Annotated in this window: 20 protein-coding genes; all 20 read right to left on the bottom strand. The window is 70.7% G+C overall.

The genetic code is table 11. The features are described from left to right. Nucleotides 1–363: 363 nt before the first annotated feature. The 20 genes from ABT137_RS43120 to ABT137_RS43025 all read right to left on the bottom strand — a co-directional run bounded on the left by ABT137_RS43120 (nucleotide 364) and on the right by ABT137_RS43025 (nucleotide 21742). Nucleotides 364–912 (bottom strand): peptidylprolyl isomerase, encoded by a 549-nt coding sequence (locus ABT137_RS43120; RefSeq protein ID WP_351717771.1) that lies wholly within the window; start codon nucleotides 910–912, stop codon nucleotides 364–366. 67 nt (nucleotides 913–979) lie between these two features. After that, nucleotides 980–1381, bottom strand: a complete 402-nt coding sequence (locus ABT137_RS43115) for an NUDIX domain-containing protein (protein ID WP_351717769.1) — start codon at nucleotides 1379–1381, stop codon at nucleotides 980–982. An 86-nt stretch (nucleotides 1382–1467) separates the two neighbouring features. Then, nucleotides 1468–2637 carry a bifunctional class I SAM-dependent methyltransferase/NUDIX hydrolase gene (locus ABT137_RS43110; RefSeq protein WP_351717767.1) on the bottom strand — a complete coding sequence of 390 codons (1170 nt, stop codon included), beginning with the start codon at nucleotides 2635–2637 and terminating at the stop codon, nucleotides 1468–1470. 168 nt (nucleotides 2638–2805) lie between these two features. After that, nucleotides 2806–4719 carry an ATP-binding cassette domain-containing protein gene (locus tag ABT137_RS43105; protein ID WP_502984667.1) on the bottom strand — a complete coding sequence of 638 codons (1914 nt, stop codon included), beginning with the start codon at nucleotides 4717–4719 and terminating at the stop codon, nucleotides 2806–2808. Between the two features lie 118 nt (nucleotides 4720–4837). Beyond that, entirely contained in the window at nucleotides 4838–5149 is a 312-nt protein-coding gene (locus ABT137_RS43100) for a hypothetical protein (RefSeq protein WP_351717765.1), read from the bottom strand. Nucleotides 5150–6204: 1055 nt separating this feature from the next. Beyond that, nucleotides 6205–7350, bottom strand: coding sequence for a hypothetical protein (locus tag ABT137_RS43095; RefSeq protein WP_351717763.1), 1146 nt, complete (start codon nucleotides 7348–7350; stop codon nucleotides 6205–6207). 4 nt (nucleotides 7351–7354) lie between these two features. Next, nucleotides 7355–9400, bottom strand: a complete 2046-nt coding sequence (gene fxlM, locus ABT137_RS43090; RefSeq protein WP_351717762.1) for a methyltransferase, FxLD system — start codon at nucleotides 9398–9400, stop codon at nucleotides 7355–7357. A 37-nt stretch (nucleotides 9401–9437) separates the two neighbouring features. After that, complete coding sequence (locus ABT137_RS43085; RefSeq protein ID WP_351717760.1) at nucleotides 9438–10508, bottom strand: lanthionine synthetase LanC family protein; 1071 nt, start codon at nucleotides 10506–10508, stop codon at nucleotides 9438–9440. After that, on the bottom strand, nucleotides 10505–12544 hold the full coding sequence (locus tag ABT137_RS43080) for a lantibiotic dehydratase family protein (RefSeq protein ID WP_351717759.1): 2040 nt from the start codon (nucleotides 12542–12544) through the stop codon (nucleotides 10505–10507). Before ABT137_RS43080 ends, ABT137_RS43085 begins: the two co-directional genes overlap by 4 nt. An 81-nt stretch (nucleotides 12545–12625) precedes the next feature. Further along, nucleotides 12626–12811 (bottom strand): FxLD family lanthipeptide, encoded by a 186-nt coding sequence (locus ABT137_RS43075; protein ID WP_351717757.1) that lies wholly within the window; start codon nucleotides 12809–12811, stop codon nucleotides 12626–12628. A gap of 155 nt (nucleotides 12812–12966) precedes the next feature. Next, a complete protein-coding gene (locus tag ABT137_RS43070) occupies nucleotides 12967–13542 on the bottom strand; it encodes a DUF6624 domain-containing protein (RefSeq protein ID WP_351717755.1) in 576 nt (191 codons plus the stop codon). Continuing rightward, nucleotides 13539–14111, bottom strand: coding sequence for a hypothetical protein (locus tag ABT137_RS43065; RefSeq protein ID WP_384577191.1), 573 nt, complete (start codon nucleotides 14109–14111; stop codon nucleotides 13539–13541). The genes ABT137_RS43070 and ABT137_RS43065 overlap by 4 nt, the downstream gene beginning before the upstream one ends. A 74-nt stretch (nucleotides 14112–14185) precedes the next feature. Next, complete coding sequence (locus tag ABT137_RS43060) at nucleotides 14186–14668, bottom strand: LuxR C-terminal-related transcriptional regulator (RefSeq protein ID WP_351717752.1); 483 nt, start codon at nucleotides 14666–14668, stop codon at nucleotides 14186–14188. Between the two features lie 26 nt (nucleotides 14669–14694). Next, nucleotides 14695–15927, bottom strand: a complete 1233-nt coding sequence (locus ABT137_RS43055; RefSeq protein WP_351717750.1) for a cytochrome P450 family protein — start codon at nucleotides 15925–15927, stop codon at nucleotides 14695–14697. Between the two features lie 13 nt (nucleotides 15928–15940). Further along, complete coding sequence (locus tag ABT137_RS43050; RefSeq protein WP_351717748.1) at nucleotides 15941–17119, bottom strand: cytochrome P450; 1179 nt, start codon at nucleotides 17117–17119, stop codon at nucleotides 15941–15943. After that, nucleotides 17116–17706 (bottom strand): GTP-binding protein, encoded by a 591-nt coding sequence (locus tag ABT137_RS43045; RefSeq protein ID WP_351717746.1) that lies wholly within the window; start codon nucleotides 17704–17706, stop codon nucleotides 17116–17118. The genes ABT137_RS43050 and ABT137_RS43045 overlap by 4 nt, the downstream gene beginning before the upstream one ends. Then, nucleotides 17684–18040, bottom strand: coding sequence for a DUF742 domain-containing protein (locus ABT137_RS43040; protein WP_351717744.1), 357 nt, complete (start codon nucleotides 18038–18040; stop codon nucleotides 17684–17686). The genes ABT137_RS43045 and ABT137_RS43040 overlap by 23 nt, the downstream gene beginning before the upstream one ends. Then, complete coding sequence (locus tag ABT137_RS43035; RefSeq protein ID WP_351717742.1) at nucleotides 18037–18447, bottom strand: roadblock/LC7 domain-containing protein; 411 nt, start codon at nucleotides 18445–18447, stop codon at nucleotides 18037–18039. Before ABT137_RS43035 ends, ABT137_RS43040 begins: the two co-directional genes overlap by 4 nt. Continuing rightward, nucleotides 18444–19898 carry an ATP-binding protein gene (locus tag ABT137_RS43030; RefSeq protein ID WP_351717740.1) on the bottom strand — a complete coding sequence of 485 codons (1455 nt, stop codon included), beginning with the start codon at nucleotides 19896–19898 and terminating at the stop codon, nucleotides 18444–18446. Before ABT137_RS43030 ends, ABT137_RS43035 begins: the two co-directional genes overlap by 4 nt. Then, on the bottom strand, nucleotides 19895–21742 hold the full coding sequence (locus ABT137_RS43025; protein ID WP_351717738.1) for a glycoside hydrolase family 15 protein: 1848 nt from the start codon (nucleotides 21740–21742) through the stop codon (nucleotides 19895–19897). Before ABT137_RS43025 ends, ABT137_RS43030 begins: the two co-directional genes overlap by 4 nt. Between the last annotated feature and the right edge of the window lie 41 nt (nucleotides 21743–21783).

Raw genomic sequence — 21783 nt, 5'->3', positions numbered from 1 at the left:
GCCCCGCGCCTATCTCACAAGGTGTGCAGATGACGCGCTGGTGCAGACGGCGGACACTCGGCGGTGCACTTGCAGAGACGGCGAAGATAGGTGTCGATCTCGCCGGTTCTTGCGGGGCGCGGTCACGTGTCGAATGGCGGGGCCTGCTGCACGTCAAGGTCGTAGCGCAGCAGCAGGAAGTGGATGGGTGACGGTGCCGGGCCCCGTCGACGCCGATGTCGGTTTGGGACTCCGCACCTAGGTTCAGGAGGACGGGGTGGTACTCCGGTTCGCCGCGAGTGCCCAGTCGGCGTTGAACCGGCGCCGGTGTCAGGGATGGGCGGCCTGGGGTGCGGCCCGTGGCTGGGCCCGCATGATGACGTGTCAGATGTCGATATACGGCTCCCCTTCGAAGGGGGAGCGGTTGGTCCTGATGGAGTGAACGACTACCTCCGCCATGGGGCGGCCGTCCTGGTCTGTCGGGACGTGGGCGATGGCGTCGACGACGTCTTGTCCTTGAGTTACTTCGCCGATGATCGTGTGCAGTCCGTTGAGGTCCGGCGCTGGCCGGGTCGTGATGAGGAACTGTGAGCCGATGGCATCTGGTTCGGTGGCGGTCAAGGCCAGCATGTAAGGCCGCTCGAACGTCAGATCGGGATGGACTTCATTCGGGCGCGAGAACCCTGGGTCGCCGGTCCCGTCACCCTTCCGGTCTCCGCCTTGGATCATGAGTCCGTCGATCACGCGGTGGATGATTGTCTCGTCGTAGATCGAGCCGATGCCGATGCTGCCAGTCCGTGGGTCTACCCACCTCCCGGTTCCCGACGCGAGAGTGTGGAACTGGATGACGGGCTCCCTTACTTCTTCCAGGAACAGCTTCACGAGGATCTGCCCCAGCGACGTGCTAATCGTCGCGGTGAATTCTTGCTGCATGTGATCCATCCTGTGCTGCGACTTGCGATGAAAGCGGTCTCATCGCATCGAAGCAGGCTATTCACCCTCATCGACTTAAAGACACGGCGCCGACAGGTGGAGGTGGAGCAGCCGGTCTCGGCGGCCTGCGAGGCTGGGCAGTCGGCGGCTCGGTGTTGCGATTGCCGGGCGCCATCAGGGCGGGGAGGTCGGCTGGGTGAACGAAGTTGACGCCTTCGATCAGGTGGACGCCCGGTTCCTCCAGCACCCCGCGAGCAGCGGCCTGGGACGGGGCCTCCTTGACGTCCACGCCACCGCCGGGCAGGAGCCGCGTGGTGCGGTAGGTGACGTGCTGGAGCAGGATGCGGCCGGCCGTGTCGGTGATGAGCACGGGCACTCCGGTCCACAGAGTGGTCCGGGAGGCTCTGTACGCGGCGGCCGACATCGCGGTGCCGTGCGCTGCGGAGTCGCTGGGTGGTGGAGAGGTCATGCGTGCTCTGAGTCATCGAGAGGCGTACCGGACTCTGTGGTGCGGGCGGCTGGATAGACGGTGAGGTGGGCTGTTGCCGACCGCAGTCATTCCGCGGCGGCCGTCGTGTCGGCAAAGGGGATGAAGTGCGCGGGCGGGTGGTCGATGGGCAGGTCGGGCCGCCAGGCGGTCAGGACTTGGGCGCTGCACTCGAACAGACCGGACGGCAGGGAGTCCAGGGGCCACCAGCGCCAGTCGCTTACGCTCTCGTCGGGCTGGTCGGCGGGGGTTCCCTGCCAGGCGGTGACGACGGCGGCCACAGTGAGGCGGACGACGTCGCCGACGTGGTCGAGGAGAGTACCGAGCAGGCGTACGTCCGCGGGGAGGGCCGTGAGGCCGGTCTCCTCGGCGAGTTCGCGCACGACGGCCTCGGACAGTGATTCGCCGGGCTCAACCGTGCCGCCCGGCAACTCGACCGTGCGCCGGCGGTGCCGGCCCAGAAGTACGCCGTGCGGTCCGGACAGGATGATGCCGACGCCGAGTGCCGCGTGTGCTGCGGGCGGCCGCGTGGTGCGCGGGCGCGACGTAACACGTACGGGGCGGCGGACCTGGACGAGCCGGTATGAGGCGTGGTTTCCCTCTTCCGGGGCGTCGAGGACGGTGATGCTCTCTACTCGCAGCCCGTACTGGACCAGCAGGTCCTCCCACAGTTCGGGCGTGAGCACCCACATCTGGACGGTCAGTTCCGGGCCGTCGGCCAGCCGCAAGGTTTCCGGTCGCGGGACGAGTGCGGTGGAGGGGCCGTCGCCGTGGGAGTTGGTGTGCAGGACGGTGAAGCACAGCCTGCCACCAGGCTTGAGCGCCGCGTTCAGGGCGGGCAGCAGCCGGTGCGGGTCGATGTAGGGGACGGAGTGGACGGAGTAGATCACGTCGTACGGGGCGGCGGCGTGAAGGTGCTCGACGGCGTCCGCGAGCACCACGTTCAGACCAGGCAGCTGGTCGTAGCGGGTGCGGGCGCGTTCGATCTGGGTGGGTGAGGAGTCCACGGCGTCCACGAGCGCGCGGTAGTCGCGGGCGAGGTGGGCGGCGTGCGGGGCGGGCCCGCAGCCCAGGTCCAGCACTCGTCGGCCGTCGAGGTCGCCAAGGATCGCATCCCCCGGCCCAGTGGCGCCCGGACCCCAGTCGATTCGTTCGACTTCTGGCAGGGGCGTGCCGCGCTGGAGATGGTGGCGGCCGTAGGCGGTCCACGCCTCGGTGTTGGTCTCCTCTGACTTCATTGCGTCGTCCTCGTGGCTGACGTCGACCCGGCGAAGCCCGACTGTGGCTGCCCGGCGTCCAGCTCATGTCGTTCGGTCGTCATCACAGTTCCTTCGGGAAGGGGGAAATCCGAGATCGGTGCGAAGGCGGGTGCCGCCCCGCCCCATGACGGGGTGGCACCCGGGCGGTCATCGGTCCTGTGACAGGGCGAGCAGCCTCGCGAAGGTTCCGCCGCCGGCGGCGAGGTCCTCGTAAGTACCGTGCTCGGTGACCCGGCCCTCCTCCATCACAACGATCTTGTCGGCGATCTTGGTGTTCTCCAGCCGGTGCGTCACCACGATCGTGATGCGGTCCGACGCCATGGCTTTGAGCGTCTCGAACGCCCGGTGCTCGCCTTCCGGGTCGACCTGGGAGGTCGGCTCGTCCATGATCAGCAGCTCCGGGAGTCGGTGCAGACCCCGGGCGCACGCCACCCGCTGCCATTGTCCGCCGGACAGTTCCACTCCGCTGAAGATCTCCCGCGCCAACAGGGTGTCGAGTTGATCGGGCAGGTCCTCGACCGCCTCGCGCAGTCCGACGGCGTCGATCGCCTCCCACACCGGCACGTCGCCGCCGGGACGGGGCTGGCCGAGGTTGACGTTCTCCCGCAGCCGTAGCGGCCACTGTGCGAAGACTTGCGGGACCAGACCGGTCAGTGTCCACACGGTGTCCGGGTCCACTGCGGCAAGGTCGGTTCCGTTCCAGGTCACCGTGCCCTTGTCGGCCAGGAGGATCCCGGCGAGCAGGCGGGTCAGGGTGGTCTTGCCGGAGCCGTTGACTCCGACCAGCGCCAGGATCTGCCCGCGCCGCAGGGTCAGTGACACCCCGTCGACGGCCGGCTTGTCCTTGCCTGGATAGCGGTACACCACCCCCTGCACGCAGACCTCGTCGATGGGTGCCTCAACCGTCAACTCGCCGCGATGAGGGGCCTTTTCCTGGGCTTCGTCGAGGAAGGTGGTCATGTCGCCGAGGTAGAGGCTGGTGTGGAAGACCGCGGCGGCGCTGCGCACCAGTTGGGTCAGTGCGCCCAGGGTGGTCCGCACGGCGAAGACCGCGGTCGCGGCGATCGCCACCGCGATCTGGCCGGTGGCCGCCAGCCAGTACAGCGCCGCCCAGGTGGCCACCAGGAACAGCCCGCCGCACGCCGCCGCCCCCAGGTTGATCCGCAGGATCCGGGGAGCCGCGGCCAGCGAGCGCTCGTCCGCCTGCTGCGACAGGGTCCGGTACCAGTACAGCAGGTAGTCGGCCATTGAGTTGGCGCGGACCTCGTCCCCGTACTTCGGGCTCGTCGCCCACCAGCGCATCATCCCCCTGGCGTTGCGGTTGGCGATGTTCGCGTAGTGGATCTCGTAGTCCACGCGCGCGGTTAGTATCGAGCCGACGCCCGCCGGGAGCACGGCCAGCAGCAGGAACGGCAGCAGCCGCCAGTCCAGCACCGCCAGGACCCCGCACGCCGTGATCAGTTGGATCAGCGAGGACATCAGCTGCTGGGTGTCGGCGACCATCACGTGGGTGCGGATCACGCCCATCTCGGCGGCTTCCTGCCGGTCGTGGAAGCCGTCCTCGCTGTAGGCGGCGGCCTCCACCCGGCACACCGAGGAGACCAGCGTCGTGTCGGCCTCCGTGGTCAGCTTCGGGGTGATCCGCCGGTCACCGTAGGCCGAGACCGCACTCGCGGTACGCGACAAGGCGGCCATCACCGCGACGAAGATCAGCGCTGGCAGCGCCTGATGCAGCCGCTCCTGCACCGTGCCGTCCCCGAGGATCGAGCGCATGACGTCCGACGTGGCGGTCAGCTGTCCGGCCGCCGCCAGGCCGACCGTCACCTGGCAGACCAGCAGCAGGACGACCGCCACCCGGTCCACCGCCCACGACATGCCCGCGATCCTCTTCACCACCGACGGGATCCGGGCGCACAACGCCCTAAACGACACCCCGTCCATGGGGTTGACCGAATACTGCCCGGTGTACTTGATCTCCGCAGGCGTCGGCGGCGCAACCGTCGTTCCAGCGGCCTTGGTTGCGGGGCGGGAGCCCTGCGCGGGCACGGTCGGTTGCGTCATGACGTGCCCCCGCTCGCCGGCACAGTGAGGGTGATGTAAAGCCGCATGGGGGTGAATCCCTCCAGAGCCTCGCGTACCAGGAGAACGATGACGTTTACCGGGCTCATGTACAGCTCGCTCACGCGGTCGGCACCTCCAGCCGGGCCAGCGTCGCCCGTCCGCGCTCGACGATCTCGCGGTCTCCGTTGGGCACGCCCAAGGGGACGGTGCCCGGTTTTAGATTGGGGGCCACTTCACGCAGGGCGCGGGTCTCACGTCCGAAGGACGTCGGGTTCGGGGACAGCTTCGCGAAGGCCCGACCGGTGTCATAGGTCAGTTCCCACACACGGGAGTTGGGGCGGTTGTGGGAGACGTTGCGTTCGGACACGGGGCCGACGATGGCCTGGGCCCATTCCCGCAGTGCGGGTGGAATCGGGGTGGTGGCGCTCATACCCCCCACCTCGGTTCCGGGCGTGATGTATCCGCGATGCCGGCCGAGGCACTGTCGCACATCGTCACCAGGGATCGAGCAGCAGTCGCCCGGACGGCCCCGGGCTGTCCAGGGAGAGGATGGGTGGTCACGAGGGTGGGGTTCATGGAGTCTCCTGAGGTTGACCGGACGAGAGGACGTGCCGGCGGCGGCGCGGACAGCGGTTACCAGCACGCATCACCAACAGAGCGGCCCGCAGGCCGGATTGGGGATGACTGATGATGACCGGGACAACGAGCGGGCCACCGCTTTCGAACACGCGTGTTTGAGTCGCGTCCGTGCCGTGGAAATTCCGGGGCACGTAGGTCGCACACCCCGGCGTTGCGGGACCGGCGGGGCGTCGGCCGTGGCCGAATCGCCGCGACCCGATGCCCCCGTGGCTCACGAGACGCCGGGCGCGACGTCGGACTCCGGCGGCGTCGGCGGAGCGCGGTTCGTGCACGGGACGGCGGTACAGGCGCCCGTGCCCAGATCGTGCGGTGTTGCCGAGACTCTTCGCCGTGCCTCCTCCCGGTCATGCGGCGGTGCGCAGCATCTGCTGCACCGCGGGGTGGCTGAGGTGGGCGATGGCGAGAGCGTGGTCGGTCACCCGTCGTACGTCTTTGGTGGTGATGACCTCGACGCGCAGGAGCGCTCGATTCCAGTCGGGAGTACCGAGGAGCCAGTCGATGCGGTGTGGGGGCCAGGTCCGTGCGTCGCAGGCTGGCGGTGGCGGCCAGGGCGTCCTTCTGCCGCAGGACGGTGCCCGCGTGGTGGGCGAGGTCGGTGAAGACCGCTTTCGGGCCGCCAGTGAGGATTTCGCTTGGCTGGGTGCCGGAGACACGTTTGCCGCCCCGCTCAATGGTGCGCTGCTGGAAGTGAACTGGGTCTTCGACCTGGGCCCAGTCGAGGAGTTCGGTGGTCTCGTCCGCCGCGCGGTGAGGGTAGCTGTTGGTGTTCATGCCGATCAGGGCGGTGCGGCCGTGGTCGGCGATCTGTGGTCAGGTAGGGCGGGCTGTGATGCTGTGTGCGATCACTCATGTGGTTTGCGGTACTTCCTTCAGGGAACTGCCTGGTGCCGCCTTGTCGTCGTGCAGAAGCCGCTTCAGCTCGGCTTCGCCGAGGGCGACAGACTCCGACAGGGACCTCTGGTGATCCGCGGGCAGGGTGCCGGCACCGAGACCTGCGGCCCCGACCACCGAGCAGAGCGAAGATGCCCGCTTGGCGCTGAGGATGGCTCGGGCAGACGGGTCGTCCAGCACTTCACGCGCGGCGTAGGCATCGAGACGGGCCACTGCGACGAGAGCTTCGAGGAGCGCCCTGGACTGCGGCCCGTTGGCGTTGAGTTCCAAAGCGGCCAGGCCCGCCCGGGTCTGGAACACGGCGGTCGAGGGCTCGGGATCGGCCAGGAGCGAGGCGGCTGCGCGCTGGGCCCGGTTGAGGTCGGCCCTCGGCAGCCGTGCCTCGGCGGGGCGGCAGTGGACGCGCAGGAGCTGGCCGACGGCGGTCTCCCAGGGGTCCATGGGCTGGGTGGTGTCGATCAGGTCGCGGGCCTGTTCCTCCAGCCCCTGCTCCATGAGAGCCATGATCTTGATCTGGCGGCCGTCAAGGAGGCGGTTGCCGACGCCGCGGTGCTGGGCCATGGCGTCGGCCGCCTCAGTCCACCGGCCGATGCGGGCGAGGGCGCGGGCACCGTCCACGAGCAGGGTGACGTACAGCTCCTGGCACACCGTGCGGTGGTCCTCGTCCGTGCCGGTCAGAGCAGACAGGTCGATGGTGCGGCCGTCGATGTCGGTCTTGTTCCGGTGTCGGGCAGCGTCGTTGAGGCAGAGCAACAAGCTGTAGGCGAGTTCGCCGTGGCCGGCGCGGGTCTGCAGCCGGGAGAGGTTGACCAGCGGCATCAGCGACATGACGGCGACCCGGCCGCTGAGGCGTCCGGCGTCGGCGAAGACCTGGTGCTGGCGCCAGCACAGATCCTCGGCCAGGTCGGACAGGCCGACGTCGGAAGTGATGAGCGCGGCGTAGTTGAGGACCCCGCAGGCGCGGGCCACCAGGTCGTGGTGGCTCGCACCTGCGGGCGCGACGGTCAGCCCGGTGAGATGGTTGATGCGCTCCTCCAAGGGGAGCGCGGGCGCCTTGGTGCGGCGGACCAGGGGGATGCGGCTGGCTATCGCGGGGATCACCGGCTCAGCCCTTGCGCGCCCAGTCGACGACCAGTCGGCTGCAGGGCTTGTCGATGATGAAGCGCGGGTCGTCCGCCGTCAGCCGGTCGCGGGAGTCGGCGACGGCCATCCGGAAGCCCGGCTCGGGGGCGTCGTTGCCTCCGGTCGCGTCCCAGGCGCGGATCTCACTCACGACGCGCTCGGCGAGGTCGGCGCCGCCCTCGCCGTGGCCGATCACGCCGACCTCCCAGTACCGGCCCTTCTCATCCTCGCCCTCGCGGATGGTCAGGTACGCGAGCGAACCGCCGTCGAGAGCGGCCATGGAGCCCCAGCCGAAGTGGGGGGTGAACCCGGGGCGCTGGCCCGGCAGGCGGGAGAGGCCGTTGGGCAGGACGGCGGCCAAGTACAAGTAGAGCCACTCCCACGCCGAGCCCTGCCGGAACTTCACCGCGGTGTAGAGCTTGGTCTGCTGCTGGTCGAGGACGGAGCGCAGGGCGTCGCGGTCGACGTCCTGCTCGCTGAAGGTCTCCAGACGCACCGTGCCTTCCCCGGCCATGGGCAGGAGGGTGTACACGTCGTCGCAGACGCCCTTGCGCAGGGGGACGAAGGTGGCCATCTCGCAGGAGACGGTCTTCCACGTGTCGCCGTCGCGTTCGAAAGCGAAGGAGCGGGAGACGCTGCCGCGGATGCGCATCGGCAGCACGAGTCGTCCGTTGAGGGCGAGCTGGTCGAGGATTTTCACGGGGACGTCGCCGGCGCCGACGGTGAAGATGATCCGGTCGTAAGGGGCATGCTCGGGCAGCCCGGCTGCGCCATCGGCCATGACCGCGGTGGCATTGTCGACGCCGACCCCGTCGAGGTTCTTGTTCGCGCCAGCGACGAGGTCCTGGTCCACGTCGAGGGTCCACACCTGTCCGCCAGGGGAGACGATCTTGCCGAGGAGCGCGGCGTTGTAGCCGGTGGCGGCGCCGGCTTCCAGGACCTTGTGGCCGGGCTGGGCGCCGAGCTGTTCGAGCTGGGTGGCGACGATGGACGGCGCGGAGATACAGGAGATCATCTCTCCGTGCTCGTCGTGCTTGATCGGGACGGCGTCCTCCTTGTACGCGCTCTCCAGGTCGACGCCGGGCAGGAAGGCGTGTCGGTCGGTGGTGCGGAAGGCGTCGATGGCCGCCTGGCTACGCAGGTGGCCGCTGTCGACGAGCCGCTGGGCGAGGGTTTCGCGCAGCTGGTTCGGGTCGGTTACGGGTGTCATGGTGGTCTCCATTCGAGGGAGGCTAGGGTCCGCCGGGACGGACTTGCGGGTAGACACGTCCGCTCCTTCTCCGGTGGAGAAGGCGACGTGACGGCCGAGCCACGCGGTGGCGGCCTGCGCGTCTGCAGGCACCCCGGCGCGGTTGAACGCGAAGATCGCGTGATGGGCGATGACGCCCCGGATTCCGCGTATCAGCCGGCCGTCGGCGGCGAGCCGACGCAGGCGGCGGCCGGCGTCCTCGAATGCGGCGACGCGCTCGTCCCAGCCCGCCTCCGCGTCGGAGCGCCGGGCGGCGTCCGCGTTCATCAGCCGCCGCATCGCGGAGACGGCTTGCTCCAGGGCGGGCCCGTGGGGCGGGGTGACGGGGGGCCGGAGGGCGGCCCACCGGGCGTACACGTCTCCGGCTTCGAACGGGTCCAGTCCTGCCTCGCGGATCATGGCGGACAGCAGCATCACGCTGCGTTCGCGGGCGCCGGGGGTGCCGGTCTCGGCGAGCGCGGCCGGGCTGTCGGCGCAGAACATGTCGTGCGCCACCTCCATGCCTTCGGAGCCGCCGAAGGCGTGGGTCTCCGGCTCGTAGATCCCGTCCGTCCAGCCGGTGATCACGCGGTCGGCGACGAGCTGGTCCAGCAGGCCGGGGACGGGCTGTTCGGTGCGCAGGCGCACGCCGGCGTCCTTGCGCAGGAAGTGGAAGCGGTGCCCGGCCAGCGCGGTCGCCAGGGCCCGGGCGGCGTCCGCGTGCGGGTCGGGGAAAGCCACGGAGGCGTGCCACCAGGACGTGTCCGGGGGGATCGGAAGGTTCTCGGCGTCGAAGGTCATGGGCAGGAAACTCCTTGCGAGGCGGTGGGGGAGAGGGTCAGGTGAGCAGGAGGACACGGGTCCAGCCGGTGGTGTCGGCGGCGTTCAGGGCAAGTTGGGCGCCGGCGCGGCCTTCCATGAATCCGGGTTTCGGTAGGCGCTCCCAGTCGTCGGCCAGTCGTCGGCGCAGGTCCTGGATGATCGGGGTGAAGCGTGCGGGTGCGGGGCTGTCGGCGGCGACCGCGCGGGTGAGCATCAGCAGCCCAGCCCACCCGTGGCAGAGGGTCGAGTCGGTGATGCGGGCCAGCCGCAGCGGGTCGGTCAGGATGGTCTCCACGGTGTCCTCGGCCGCCCGGCGACGGGCGGAGTCGCCGAGGGCGAGCGCGGCGAGCTGCTGGGCGCGGGCGATGCCGGGCTGGCCGTAGCACCAAGACTGGCGGGCCGAATCCGCTGCGGGCGGCTGGTCGACCTCCAAGTGCGCTGCGGTGGACCAGTAGTGGGTGCCGTGCCGGTCGAGCCAGGTCGCGAACGTGCCGACGGCCTCCTCCTGGCCGGGGACGCTGACTCCAGCGCGCAGGGCGAGGGATAGCACGGACAGGGGCCCCGCGATGCCGTGGGCCATGCCGTTGTTGCCGTGCCCGCCGGCCATCTCCTTCCCGTCAGGGCCGACCGGCGACCACCACCCGGGCAGCATCCGACTGTCACAACGGACGGGGTGAGGGAGCGCGACGAGGCAGGCAAGAACGTCGGGCAGGCGGGGCGCGATCGGGCGGCGGGACAGCAGCAAGGCGGCGAGCCCGGTCAGACCGCGGATGAGGTCCCATTCGGCAAGGCGGGGCAGAACGTCGGCCGCCTGACGGCGGTGGGCGGCGGCGAGCCGGGCATCCACGACGCGGTCGACGGCCGCGCGGACGTCGTCGCCGTCCCCGTGGGCGCGGGCCAGGACGAACTCCAGGGCGGGGGCACCGTGGAAGAGGCTGGCGTTGCTGCCGGTGCTCACCCCCCGGACGGTGGCCTGGGCGAGGTGGCGGCGGGCGGTGGACAAGTCCCGGCGCTCGATGTCGAGCAGGGCCATCCCCAGGACACCCTCGGACAGGTCCTGCGTACGGGGCACGGTCGTCGTGGTCATGAGCGCCTGGCCAGGGGCACGACGATGCTGTGGGCCCGGCCGCCGATCCACCCGTCGGCGTCCGGCGGGGGTGCGTCGTACAGGCTGGCGATGCCGAAGGGGCTGGCGTCCAGGTGCGCCCGCAGGAGGTCCAGGTCGACGTCGCGAGTGAGGTCGAGGGGCAGCTGCTGATCGTCCTCGGCGAGCAGAACCCGCTCGGGAACCCGGAACCGGGCACGCCAGGCGTGGAGTTGGTCCGCCCACTGCTGGAGTGGGGCGGCGCGGGCGGGCAGGGAGCGGCTGCGGATCTTCCATCGGGCGGCGGTGAGGATGGTGCGCCGGTAGGTGAGGGCTGGGGTGAAGGGCAGGGTCCAGGCGGCGCCCCAGTCGAACCAGGTCACCTGCGGCGAAGTGGCCCGGCTGATCTCGCCGAGGAAGCGGGCCATCGGCGGGGTGTAGTGGTTCCACAGGAAGTTGATCGCGGTGGGGGCCAGCAGCTCCAGTCGCTTGCCCGTCGCGGACTCCACTAGCCGGGGCCGACCGTTGGTGACGGTGACCGCGAGGTCGCGGGGGAGGAGGACGTGCGGGCTGGGGTGGCGGAATTCGCCGACGCTGACGATCCGGGGCAGGGCCTGGGGCGCGCGTGTGAGCAGGTCGGCCGGCACTCGCCCGGCGGGGAAGGAGAGTTGCGCGGTTTCCGCCTCCGGGTCGACGGTGGGCAGGTTCGTGTAGGCCGTCTCGGTGCCGGGGAACAGGTGCCAGAACCGGCCGGTCATCGACCCGGCCGAGCGGGAGACGGTCAGCACGCGCAGCCGGAAGTCGCCCCGGTCCAGGGCCGGAACAGAGGCGGCGTGGACCTGTGCGGCCAGTTCGAGGTGGGGAGCCAGGTCTCGGGGCTTGTCGCCCGCTGCTGCTTCCAGTTCCTCGATCATCGCCCCGGTCACCGTAACGATGCGGCTGCCCTCGGTGGCGGCGGTGCCGGCCAGCTCCAGCAGCAGGCGGTCACGCCGGGACATCGGCCGGGGCGGTTCGCTCGCCGTAACAAACCCTGCAGGGAAGCCCACGCCCCGGTCAGGGTCCGTCACCGCTTCCACCGGCATTGCGGTGTTCTCGCCGTAGCGTTCGCAGAAATGTTCGATCCACCGCCGCCAGGGCGGTGTCCCGGTCGGATGGGTGACCAGGCGGGCCAGGACGGTCGCGGCGGTCTCCACTTCGGTCAGCACCTGCTCGGGCAGCCGCACGTCGGCGTCCAGCCGCAGGTCGCACGCTGTCCGCAGGCCGGCGGCCTGAGCGCGCACCGCGGGCGGCAAGACGTCGGTGGGGTCGGCGACGGTGGCGGGCGCGCGCAGCGAGGAGCGCAGCAGCCGCACCCGCAGCAGTTCACCCAGCAGCCGGTTGCGCGCGGTGCCGCTCACGGCGGGGAACTCCGCGGCCAGCTTTCCCGACAACTGGCGGTACCCGATCGGCGATCGGGCCAGGCCGAGGATGAGACGCAGTGCGGGGCTCAGAGCGAGGCGGAACTCGGCGTCGCCCTCGGAGGGCACGTGGATGTGATGGTCGCGCTGATAGATCAGGGTGTTGACGCAGACCTCGGCGTCGGCCATGCGCGCAGCGTCGCTCTCCCAGGCGCTGAGCATCTCATCGAGCCCGACCGGCTCGGGGCGGGTCACGGCCTGGTGCTCGTCGCCGATGCGAACGGACGTGGTCTGGGCGAAGCCGAGCGGGGCGACGCCGGCGAACAGGCCATAAGGGGTGGAGCGGCGGGCGTAGCGGATCGCGTAGCGGGCGGTGGACAGCGCCGCCCGCCGCATCCGGCGCACCTTCGGTGTGCGGCCGTCGATCATGGCCTGTACCTGGTGCGCAAGGTGAAGGCTCGCCTGCGACACGGTATGGCGGAAGTCAGTGTCGGACCACACCGTGCTCAGCCACGCGCGCCACTCATCCACGGGCGCCGTGGTCGCCGGCCAGGGCAGCATGGCGGGCTCGGTCGTGTGGACCGCGGCGCGCAGCATGGCCTGCCCCGCCGCTTCGTACAGGCTGGGCCGGTGCCGTGTCATCAGGGCTCTCCTCATCTTCCGCGTGGCGGGCGGGCCGGGCGGGGAGAGCCCCGTCCGGCCCGCATTGCCGAGTGATCCGGCTTACGAGGTGGTGCAGGCGCTGGGGCAGGAGCTGCCGCAGTTGTCGCCCGTGCTGCACATCAGGACCGTCTCGGTCGCCGGCGTGCCCTCGATGAAGGTGATGTCGAGTCCGAACGGGTCGTCGTCGGTCTTCACGAGGTCCGCCTGCGCGCGGGCGGTCGGCCTCTCGGCCTGGATGGCGGTCATGCATGCCTCCTAGGAGTGATGGATGGTGCGGGATGCCGAGGCCCGGTCGGGCCCCGGGGTCTGCTGCCAGACGGCGATGGGCGGCGAAGTCGCCTGAGGTTCGCGCGTCCGGAAGGGGGGTGTCGTGCCGTCAGGCTGCTGCGGGCTGCGCTTCTTCACGTGGCCCCCGCGAGGACGACGGTCGGGGTTTGATCGGCAGAGCCGTCAGGTGTGTACCGGCGGTGCACCGCCTTCAGTGCGACGGCGATCGGCGGTAGACCCACGGCGGCTCTGCGTGTGTCGACGGACTCCGGCGCACGCAGCGGGCACAACTCGATGCCATCGGCGCGCAGCACGAGCTGGGTGCCGTACTCCTGGTCGCGCCCGCTGGTGATGAGGGCGCGGTCGTGCAGGTGCGCCCAGTGCTGGACCAGCGCGTCGCCAGCCTGGACTGCGCGCCCGAGGAGGGTGGTGGCGGCGCGCTGGAAGTCGGGTTCGTCGTCGCTGTGCAGGGCGATGCTCCATGCGGCACGGGCTGCGTCGGGGCCGACGAGGCGGTGGCCGGGCCAGTCGTGGTCGGCCAGGATGCGGCGCAGCACTTTGGTGTTGGCGTGGTCGGTGTGCCGGCCCTGTCCGAGTTGGACGGCGTCGAGTTGGTCGCGCACGCGCTTGGCCCGGTGCGCGGCCGATTCCGTGGCGCGGGTGATCAGCTCGCGGGCGAGGTCGGGCCGCTGCGGTTCGTCGGTTGTCATGCGGTGCTCCGATCGTCCGGGGCTGGCTGCGGCGCGTGGACCTGGCAGCTGATCAGTGCGCGGAGCCCGGGGCGGTGCTCGGCGGGGAGTTCGAGACGGGCGACTCGATCGCCGTCGCGTCCGGTGCCGGATCCGCGCACGTCCCAGCCGGTGTCGGTGAGTCGATGCAGGAGGGCGGCGAGGGGTTCGGCTTCGAGGGCGTGGCGGGCCAGGGTTTCGGCCCGTACGACGTGGAGGTCGAATCGGGCGGCGAAGTCGGACGCCCACAGGGTGATCAGGCGAGTGATGTCGTCGGACTGGCCGGGCAGGGTGTGGACGCAGCTCAGGAAGAGGCATGGGCCCTGGCCCCATCCGAGGTCGGGGTCGTGCTCGGGGATCATGCAGGCCAGCAGCCTCCCGTCCTCGAACAGCCCGGCGGACACGGTCTGCGCCTCGCGGAAGAGTGCCGGTATGTCAGCGCGGGCGGGTACGGGCAGGCCGTGAAGGGTGAGCCAGCGCTGGCGGTCCTGGACGAGGGCGGCGGCTTCCTCGCGCTCGGCCGCCGTGCGCAGCATGCGCATCTCGTAGATGGCGGCCGGCGGTTTGGGCGTGAACGGGACGGGGGCGGAGCGGTCTTCGCTGGCCGTGGAGGTCGTGGGCCGGATCACTGGCTTGCCCCGCTTCGCGTCGCGTGGGCGGCTTCCTCGGCCGGCAGCAGCTTCCAGCTGTGCCCCAGCACCACCAGTTCGGTGGTGTCCTGTGCCCTTGTGGCGGCGAGGAGTTGGGCGAGGGCGTCGCGCAGGTCGGCCGGGGCGAGGCCGGCGGCTAGGGCGATGTCGCGGGGCAGGGTGTGTTCGGCGGCGGCCTTGAGCAGGCTGATCTGTTCGGGGCTGAGATCCGGAGCGGGCCGCTGCGGTGTCGGGGCGGTGAGCTGGCCGGAGTCGAGGAGGCGGTGGGCGACGACGGCGAGGGAGCAGCGCTCGGGGCAGGCCAGCTTCCAGCGCACGGTGCGCAGTGTGGAGTGGACGGTGTTCGGCTTGAGCTCGGTGGCGGCTGCGATCGCGCGGGCGTCCAGGCCCTTGATCACGTGCTGGGCGATGCGCTGTTCGGACGGGGTGAGGGGCTGTGTTGGGGCGGGGGCGGTCATGGCAAGGGTTCCTCGTTGAGGGCCGGTCAGTCGGTCGTCGTGGGGCGCAGCAGGACGGGGACGCTGGTGTGTCCGTTGCTGATGAGGCTCGGCAGGCGCTGCAGGTCCTCGCGCCGGGTGACGAGCTGGGCGTCGGGGAAGCGCTCGAAGAACAGGCGCAGGGCGGTGGCGACTTCGAGGCGGGCCAGCGGAGCACCGAGACAGAAGTGGACGCCGTGCCCGAAGGCGAGGTGCTCCTTGCTGACCCTGGTGGCGTCGAACTGGTCGGCGTCCTGGTGCAGGCTGGGGTGCCGGTTGGCGGCGGCGTAGGAGGCGAGGATGGCGTCGCCGGAGTGGATGGTCTGTCCGTCGGGGAGCGGGATGTCGGTGAGGGCGTAGCGCAGGGGAAGGTGCTTGACCGCGGGTTCGTGCCGCAGGGTCTCCTCGACGATGTCCTGCCAGGTGGACCGGCCGTCCCGTACGTGGGCGAGCTGTTGCGGATCGGACAGCAGGGTGGTGAGGGCCTGGTCGATGACGTTGACGGTGGTCTCGTACCCGGCGCTGATCATCAGCAGGAGCGTGTCGCGCAGTTCGGCGTCGCTGAGGGTGGAACCGTCGCCTTCCTCGTCGCGGGTGGCGATCAGCAGCGAGGTCATGTCCTCGCCGGGCGTGGTCCGCTTGGTGGTGATGAGGGCGTCCAGCAGGCGGTAGAGGGCGTCGGCGTTGGCTGCCTGTTCCTCGGCGGTGAGGTGGGTGGCGAACACGTTGTCGACCACGGCGCGGAACTCGGCGCGGTGGCTGGCGGGGACGCCCATGAGCTGTCCGATGACGGCGATCGGCAGCGGGTAGGCGAGGTGCTCGCGCAGGTCGACGCTGTCCCCGGCCGGGAGGGCGTCGAGGTCGTCGAGCAGGCCGGTGACCAGGGTCTCGATGCTCGTCTGGAGGGCGGCGGTGCGGCGGGCGGAGAGGGCGGGGGCGACCATGCGGCGCAGGCGGCTGTGGTTCGCGCCGTAGGCGGTGAACATGTTCTCCACCGCGACCCACAGGGCCAGCGGCCAGGTGGGGACGGTCTCGGCGAAGGCCGGCCAGTGGGCGCGGCCATCCTTGGAGACGTCCTTGCTGGTGAGCAGCTGCTTGAGGAGGGCCGGGTCGGAGACGGACCAGGCGCGCACGCCGAGGATGTCCACGAGGGCGGCGGGGCCGCGCTCGCGCAGCGCCTGGTGTTCGGCGTCCGGGTCACTGCCGATGGGGTCGAGGACGAGGATCTGCTGTTCGGGCACGTCGGGGTCTCTTTCAGCTGGTGGGGAAGGTGACCGGCAGGGTCACCAGGGAGCGGTGGAAGGGGCCGGGGCGCCAGGTGAGGTCCTCGCGGCGAGTGGCGAGGTCCATCTCGGGCAGGGCATCGAGGACATGGAGGATGGCGGCCTCGGCGATGAGGTAGGCGTGTGAGCTGGCCGGGCAGCTGTGCGGGCCGGCACCCCACGCGAGGTGGGCGCGGTTGCCCAGCGGCGTGCGCCCGCCGAGGTCGGGGTCGTTGTTGCAGGCGGCGTAGCTGATGACCACCGGCTCGTCGGCTGGGAGCAGGTAGCCGCCGATGTCTGCGGGCCGGGGCGGGTAGCTCATGGAGAAGTTCGCGAGCGGCGGGTCGCGGTACAGGACCGTGTCCAGGGCTTCGCGGACGGAGGCATCGCCGGCGTGCAGGTCCCCGGAGAAGTCGGGGTTGGTGAGCATCTCCAGGAGCGTGTTGGCGATCAGGTTGGTCAGCGGTTCGATGCCCGCGCCGTAGAGGGTGATGAGCTGCTGGCCCATCTCGGTGTCGTTCAGCCGCGCGACGTGGACGAGGAGCCTGCTGGTCACGTCGTCGCCGGGCTGCGCCCGGCGCAGGGCGACGAGGTCAGCGACGGCCTGGGCGAGGATCTGGTTGCCGATGGAGGCGTTGACCCCGTCGAAGATCTTCGACATGCCGTCCGCGATCCGCCGCCCGACCGCGGCGGGGCAGCCGAGCAGGTGGCTGAGCGTCTCGAAGGAGAGCGGCCAGGCGTACTGGGCCAGCAGGTCCGCCTTCCCCTCGGCAGCGAAGGCGCCGATGGTCTGGGCGGCGACCTGCTCGACGTGATCGCGCAGCGCGTGCTGGTCGACGGCCTGCAGCGCGGCGGTGTTCGCGGCCCGGTAGCGGGCGTGCTCGGCGCCGGCGGAGCGCAGGGCGTTGGGCCGGTACTCCATCATCGGCCGGATCGGGCAGGTGTCCGGGACGGTGACCTGCCACCTGCGCGGGTCGGCGGGGAAGCGCTGAGGGTCGCCGAGGATTCGGCGGGCCGCCTCGTAGCCGACGACCAGCGTGGCGGGCACGCCGGGCGCCATGTCCACTGGGACCAGGGGACCGAACTGCTCGCGCATCCGCTTGTAGAAGGCGTGCGGGTCTTGGGCGAAGTCCGGTTCGTACAGGGAGATGCGAGGGGGCGCGGTGCTCACGGTCGGGGCTCCAGACGTGCGAGGTATTCGGTGAGCTGGATCAGGGCCTGCATGCACGACGCCCGCTCGCGGGCGTCGCACACGGTCAGCGGGGTGTGTCCGTCCAGGGCGAGCGCCTCGTGGATCTCGGCGAGCGGGTAGCGGGGTGCGCCGTCGAACTGGTTGACCGCGACCGCGTACGCCACTTCGGCTTCTTCGAGGAGGGTGAGGATCTCGTGGGAGGCGTCGAGGTCGCGGGGGTCGACCAGGACCAGGGCGCCGAGGGCGCCGACGATCAGCTCCTCCCACAGGAACCGGAACCGGGCCTGGCCCGGGGTGCCGAACAGGTACAGCACCAAGTCGTCGCCGAGGTGCTTGCGCCCGAAGTCGACGCCGATGGTGGTGGTGGATTTCTCCGGCGTGCGATCCAGTTCGTCGACCAGAGCGCTGGCCTGGGTGATGGTCTCTTCCATGTGGACGGGCGGCACTTCGGAGACGCTGCCGACGAAGGTCGTCTTGCCCACGCCGAAGGCTCCGGCGACCACGATCTTCGCGGTCGCCGTCACCGTCGGCGCGACGAACCGGTCAGGCGTGACGGCGGAGGCCATGAAGGACCCTTTCGATCAGTGAGGCGGGAGGGCGTTCGTCGTCGTGGCCCTGGGCGAGGGTCATCAGCCCGAGTCCGATGAGATCGGCGACGAGGATGCGGGTGGTCGAGGGCGGCAGGGCGAGTTCGGAGGCGATCTCCGCGACGGCCAGACCACCGCCGCGGGCGCCGGCGAACAAGGCCAGCAGGCGGCGTCCGTCGGCATGGAGTCCGGGGTGGGTGCCGGTCGCGGCGAAGACCACGCTCTCCAGGCGCACGTCCGTGCCGGGGCGGGTACGTCCGCCCGTGCGGACGTAGGGCCTGACCAGGTCGGGATCCTGCCGCGGCCTGCTCATGCTGGCGGTGCTTCCACGCCGCTGGTCACCCGGGTCTTGACACCCAACTGGTCGCCCACGCTGCCCGCCAGCCGCAGGGCGGCCTCGCTGATCACGCCGATGTCGACGTGGGGGCTGCTGGTACGGACGGCGAGCATCGTGTTCTTGCCGGCCGGGATGAGCAGGGAGATGTGGTCGACCGACTCCATGACGAACTGGCGCACGCCCCCGCCGCCCGTCTCACGGTCGAAGGCCCGCGACGCCGCCCACAGCGTCGAGGTGATCGCGGCGATCTTCTCCGCCGGCTCCTTCCGGAGGCGGGGCGTGTAGTCCGGGCTCATGCCGTCGGCCGCGACCAGCACGGCGTACTCCACGCCGTCGGTCTCCTCCAGGCGCTCCAGAAGCCAGCCGATGTTCTTCTCGCTCATGCCTCGTGTCCTTGCTCGTCAGGGGTCAGGGAGGGGGCGGCGTCAAGTTCGGCGCGTGCCGCCTGGGTGCCGCGGGCCCAGGAGGCGATCACGCTCGCGCGTCCCGGCTCCGCGTTGACCGGGCGGCGGGCGGGAGCAGGTGCCGGGGTGCCGCGCCGGTTGCGCCGTGTCAGCCCGCTGGCTGTAGTGCCGGCCGCGGCTGGATCATCGAGGCGCTCCTCTGCCGGCGGGTGTGCAGGGTTGGGGACGGGCTGCGGTTCTCGCACGGGCGGGGCCAGTGCCAGGCGGCTCTCCGGGATGGGTGCGAGCGCGCCCTGCGGGACGCTGTGCGCCGCGGGCGCGGGTGCGGCCTCGGCCACGGTGGTGAGGAGGTCCTGGGGCAGGGTGAGGAGCGCGCGGGTGCCCAGCAGCGCGTTGGGGGCCTGGACGTCGACCCGGAAGCCGTAGTCGCGCGCGAGAGCAGCGGCCACCCGAAAGCCGGTCTTGGGAAGGGCGCCGAGCTGTGTGATGTCGTCGGTGCGCTGGCCGGTGAGGACGTCCCGTGCCTCGTCGAGCTGTTCCGGCGTCATCTGCAGGCCGCTGTCGTCCACGATGACGGTGACCCCGTGGTGGCCCTGCTCGAAGGAGACGTGGACGCGGGACTGCGGCGGGGAAAACCGCAGCGCGTTGTCCAGCAGGAGGGCGAGGGTGTGCACCACGGGCCCGACGACACGGGTCTTCACCGCGAGGGGCAGCTCCTGCGGTGCCACGCGCTGGTAGTCCTCGACGTAGCCCATCGCGGCCCGCACCACATCGGTCAGGGTCGTGGTGGTCCAGTGTCGGGTCAGCTTGCCGCCGGCCAGGACGGTCCAGCCCTGTGCGACCAGCAGCGTCTGCTGGACGGTGCGGTCGATCCCGGTCAGCGTCTCGAAGGTGGCGTCGTCCTGGTGCGCCCGGACCCCCTCGCTGACCCTGCGGCTGGTGCGGGCGGCCATGCCCACCAGCGCCGATGACACGCTGCGCACCGCGGCCTCGGTCGACCGCACGGCGTTCGCCTGCACGCGTGCGATCTCTTGCTGTGCATCGGTGTGCGAACGGCGCAGCTCCTCCGCCCCATGTGCCTTGACCTGTTCGATCTCCTGGTGCGCGGCGTAACGGATGTCACGGACGATGGCCTGGGCGAGGCCGGCAGTGGCCTTGGCCACGAGCTCCAGCCGCTCGCCGACCGCGGTGCCGGTCAGCTCCGGCGGCAGAACAGGCGGAGCAACCCGGCCGCCGGCCTTGTGGATCTGCGGCAGCACCTCGTGGACCAGCCGGTCCAGGGCCTGCTCGGTGGCCTGCTGTTCTCGGGTCAGCAGATGTGCTTGCTGTCGTGCCGCGAGCCAGCGGCGACGGGTGACCCAGGCCATTGCCGAGGCGATGACGGCCGCGAGGGCGAGCAGGACGAGCGTGGTGATGGCGGGCGTCTTCATCGAGCACTCGCCGCCACGAGGATGTCCGTGTTGGCAGTAGGCGCATTCGCGCCAAGCTGCTGCAGCAGGAGCGCGGATCCGATGACCCCGATGTGGCTGTACGCCTGTGGGGAGTTGCCCAGCTGCCGCCCGCTGGTGGGGTCGTACTCCTCGGCGAGCAGGCCGAGATCGGTGCGCAGGGCCAGCAGTCGCTCGAACAGGGCGTGGGCTTCGTCCAGGCGGCCGGTCAGGGCGAGCGCGTCGACCATCATGAACGAGCAGAGGAGGAAGGTCCCCTCGTTACCGGTCAGGCCGTCGATCCCGGTGCGCTTCCCGGTGGTCCGGTACCGGTGCACGAAGCCCTCGGGGGTGGACAGTTCCCGGCGGACCGCTTCCACCGTTCCGACCACGCGCGGGTCGTCCTGTGGCAGGAAGCCCACCCGGGGGATCAGCAGCAGGGCGGCATCAACCTCCTGCGATCCGTAGGACTGGGTGAAGGTGTTGCGCTCGGCATCGAAGCCTCGCGTACACACGTCGCGGTGGATGGCCTCGCGCAGCTCGATCAGTGCGAACAGGTCGGCTTCCATGGCGCCGGCCTCGATCAAGCGGATGGTGCGGTCGACGGCCACCCAGGTCATGATCTTGGAGTGGACGAAGTGCCGCCGCTTTCCGCGGACTTCCCAGATCCCCTCGTCGGGCATCTGCCACCGCTCGGCGAGGTGCTCAACGAGTCGCTGGTGGAGGACCGCAGTGTCGCCGCAGTGGGCGACATCGCTCTCGTGCGCGAGGTAGAGGGTCTCGATCACGTAGCCGTAGACATCGAGCTGCACTTGGTCGGCCGCGCGGTTGCCGATCCGGACCGGTGCGGAGTTCTCGTATCCGGGCAGCCAACCCAGCTCCCGCTCCGTCAGGTCCCGCTGGCCGGTGATGCCGTACATGATCTGCAGGTTCTCCGGATCGCCGGCCACCGCCCGCAGGAGCCACAGGCGGAAGGAGCCGGCCTCCTGGCGAAAGCCCGACCCGAGCAGTGCGCCCAGGGTGGTGGAGGCATCGCGCAGCCAGGTGTAGCGGTAGTCCCAGTTCCGTTTGCCGCCGAGTTCCTCGGGCCGCGATGTGGTCGGCGCGGCGACGATGCCCCCGCTGGGCGCGTACGTCATCGCCTTCAGGGTGATGAGCGAGCGGAGGACGGCGTCGCGGTAGGGCCCGGTGTAGGTGCACTGGCTCGTCCAGTCCTTCCAGAACGCCAGGGTCGCCTCCAGAGCGGCTTCGGGCTCTGGGATCTCGGGCGGGCTGCCGTGGGAAGGGCTCCAGCTCAGCACGAAGGCCACGCTGTCGCCGGCGGTGACCGTGAAGGAGCCGACGATGGCCCCGTTCTTCTCCCGCTGCTCGGTGGCCGTGTCCAGCCACAGTGCGTCCTCGCCGCCCTCGGCCACCATGCGCCCGCCCACCTCGTGGACCCACGGACTGATGCGGCCGTAGCCCGGGCGGGCGCGCAGCGCGGACACCATGAACACCTGACCGGTCGTGCCTTCCACGATCCGGATCACCTGCGGCGCTCCGTTGCGCGGCGGCATGAAGTCGGTGACCGTCACGCTGCCGGAGGAGGTCGTCCACACCGTCTCCAGCACGAGGGACTCGCCGACATAGCGCCGCTCGGCGCTTGCTGCGGAGCCCTCCTGGAAGGCGGCGGCGGGGGCTATGCGCCATGCCCCGTGCTTCTCCGAACCGAGCAGGGCCGGGAACGGGGCCGGCGAGTCGAAGCGGGGCAGGCACAGCCAGTCGATCGAACCGTCATCGCAGACGTGGGCGCTGGTCTGCATGTCGCCGATCAGGCCGTACTGTTCGATGCGCGGAAGCCGTTTCATCGTGTGGATCTCCGTGAGCCCCGTGCGTCCGGGGTGGTATC

The organism is Streptomyces sp. NPDC001980, from assembly GCF_040296885.1.
Lineage (GTDB): Bacteria > Actinomycetota > Actinomycetes > Streptomycetales > Streptomycetaceae > Streptomyces.
Note: the sequence above shows the minus strand (reverse complement) of the source record. Positions and strands in the feature narration are given on the sequence as shown.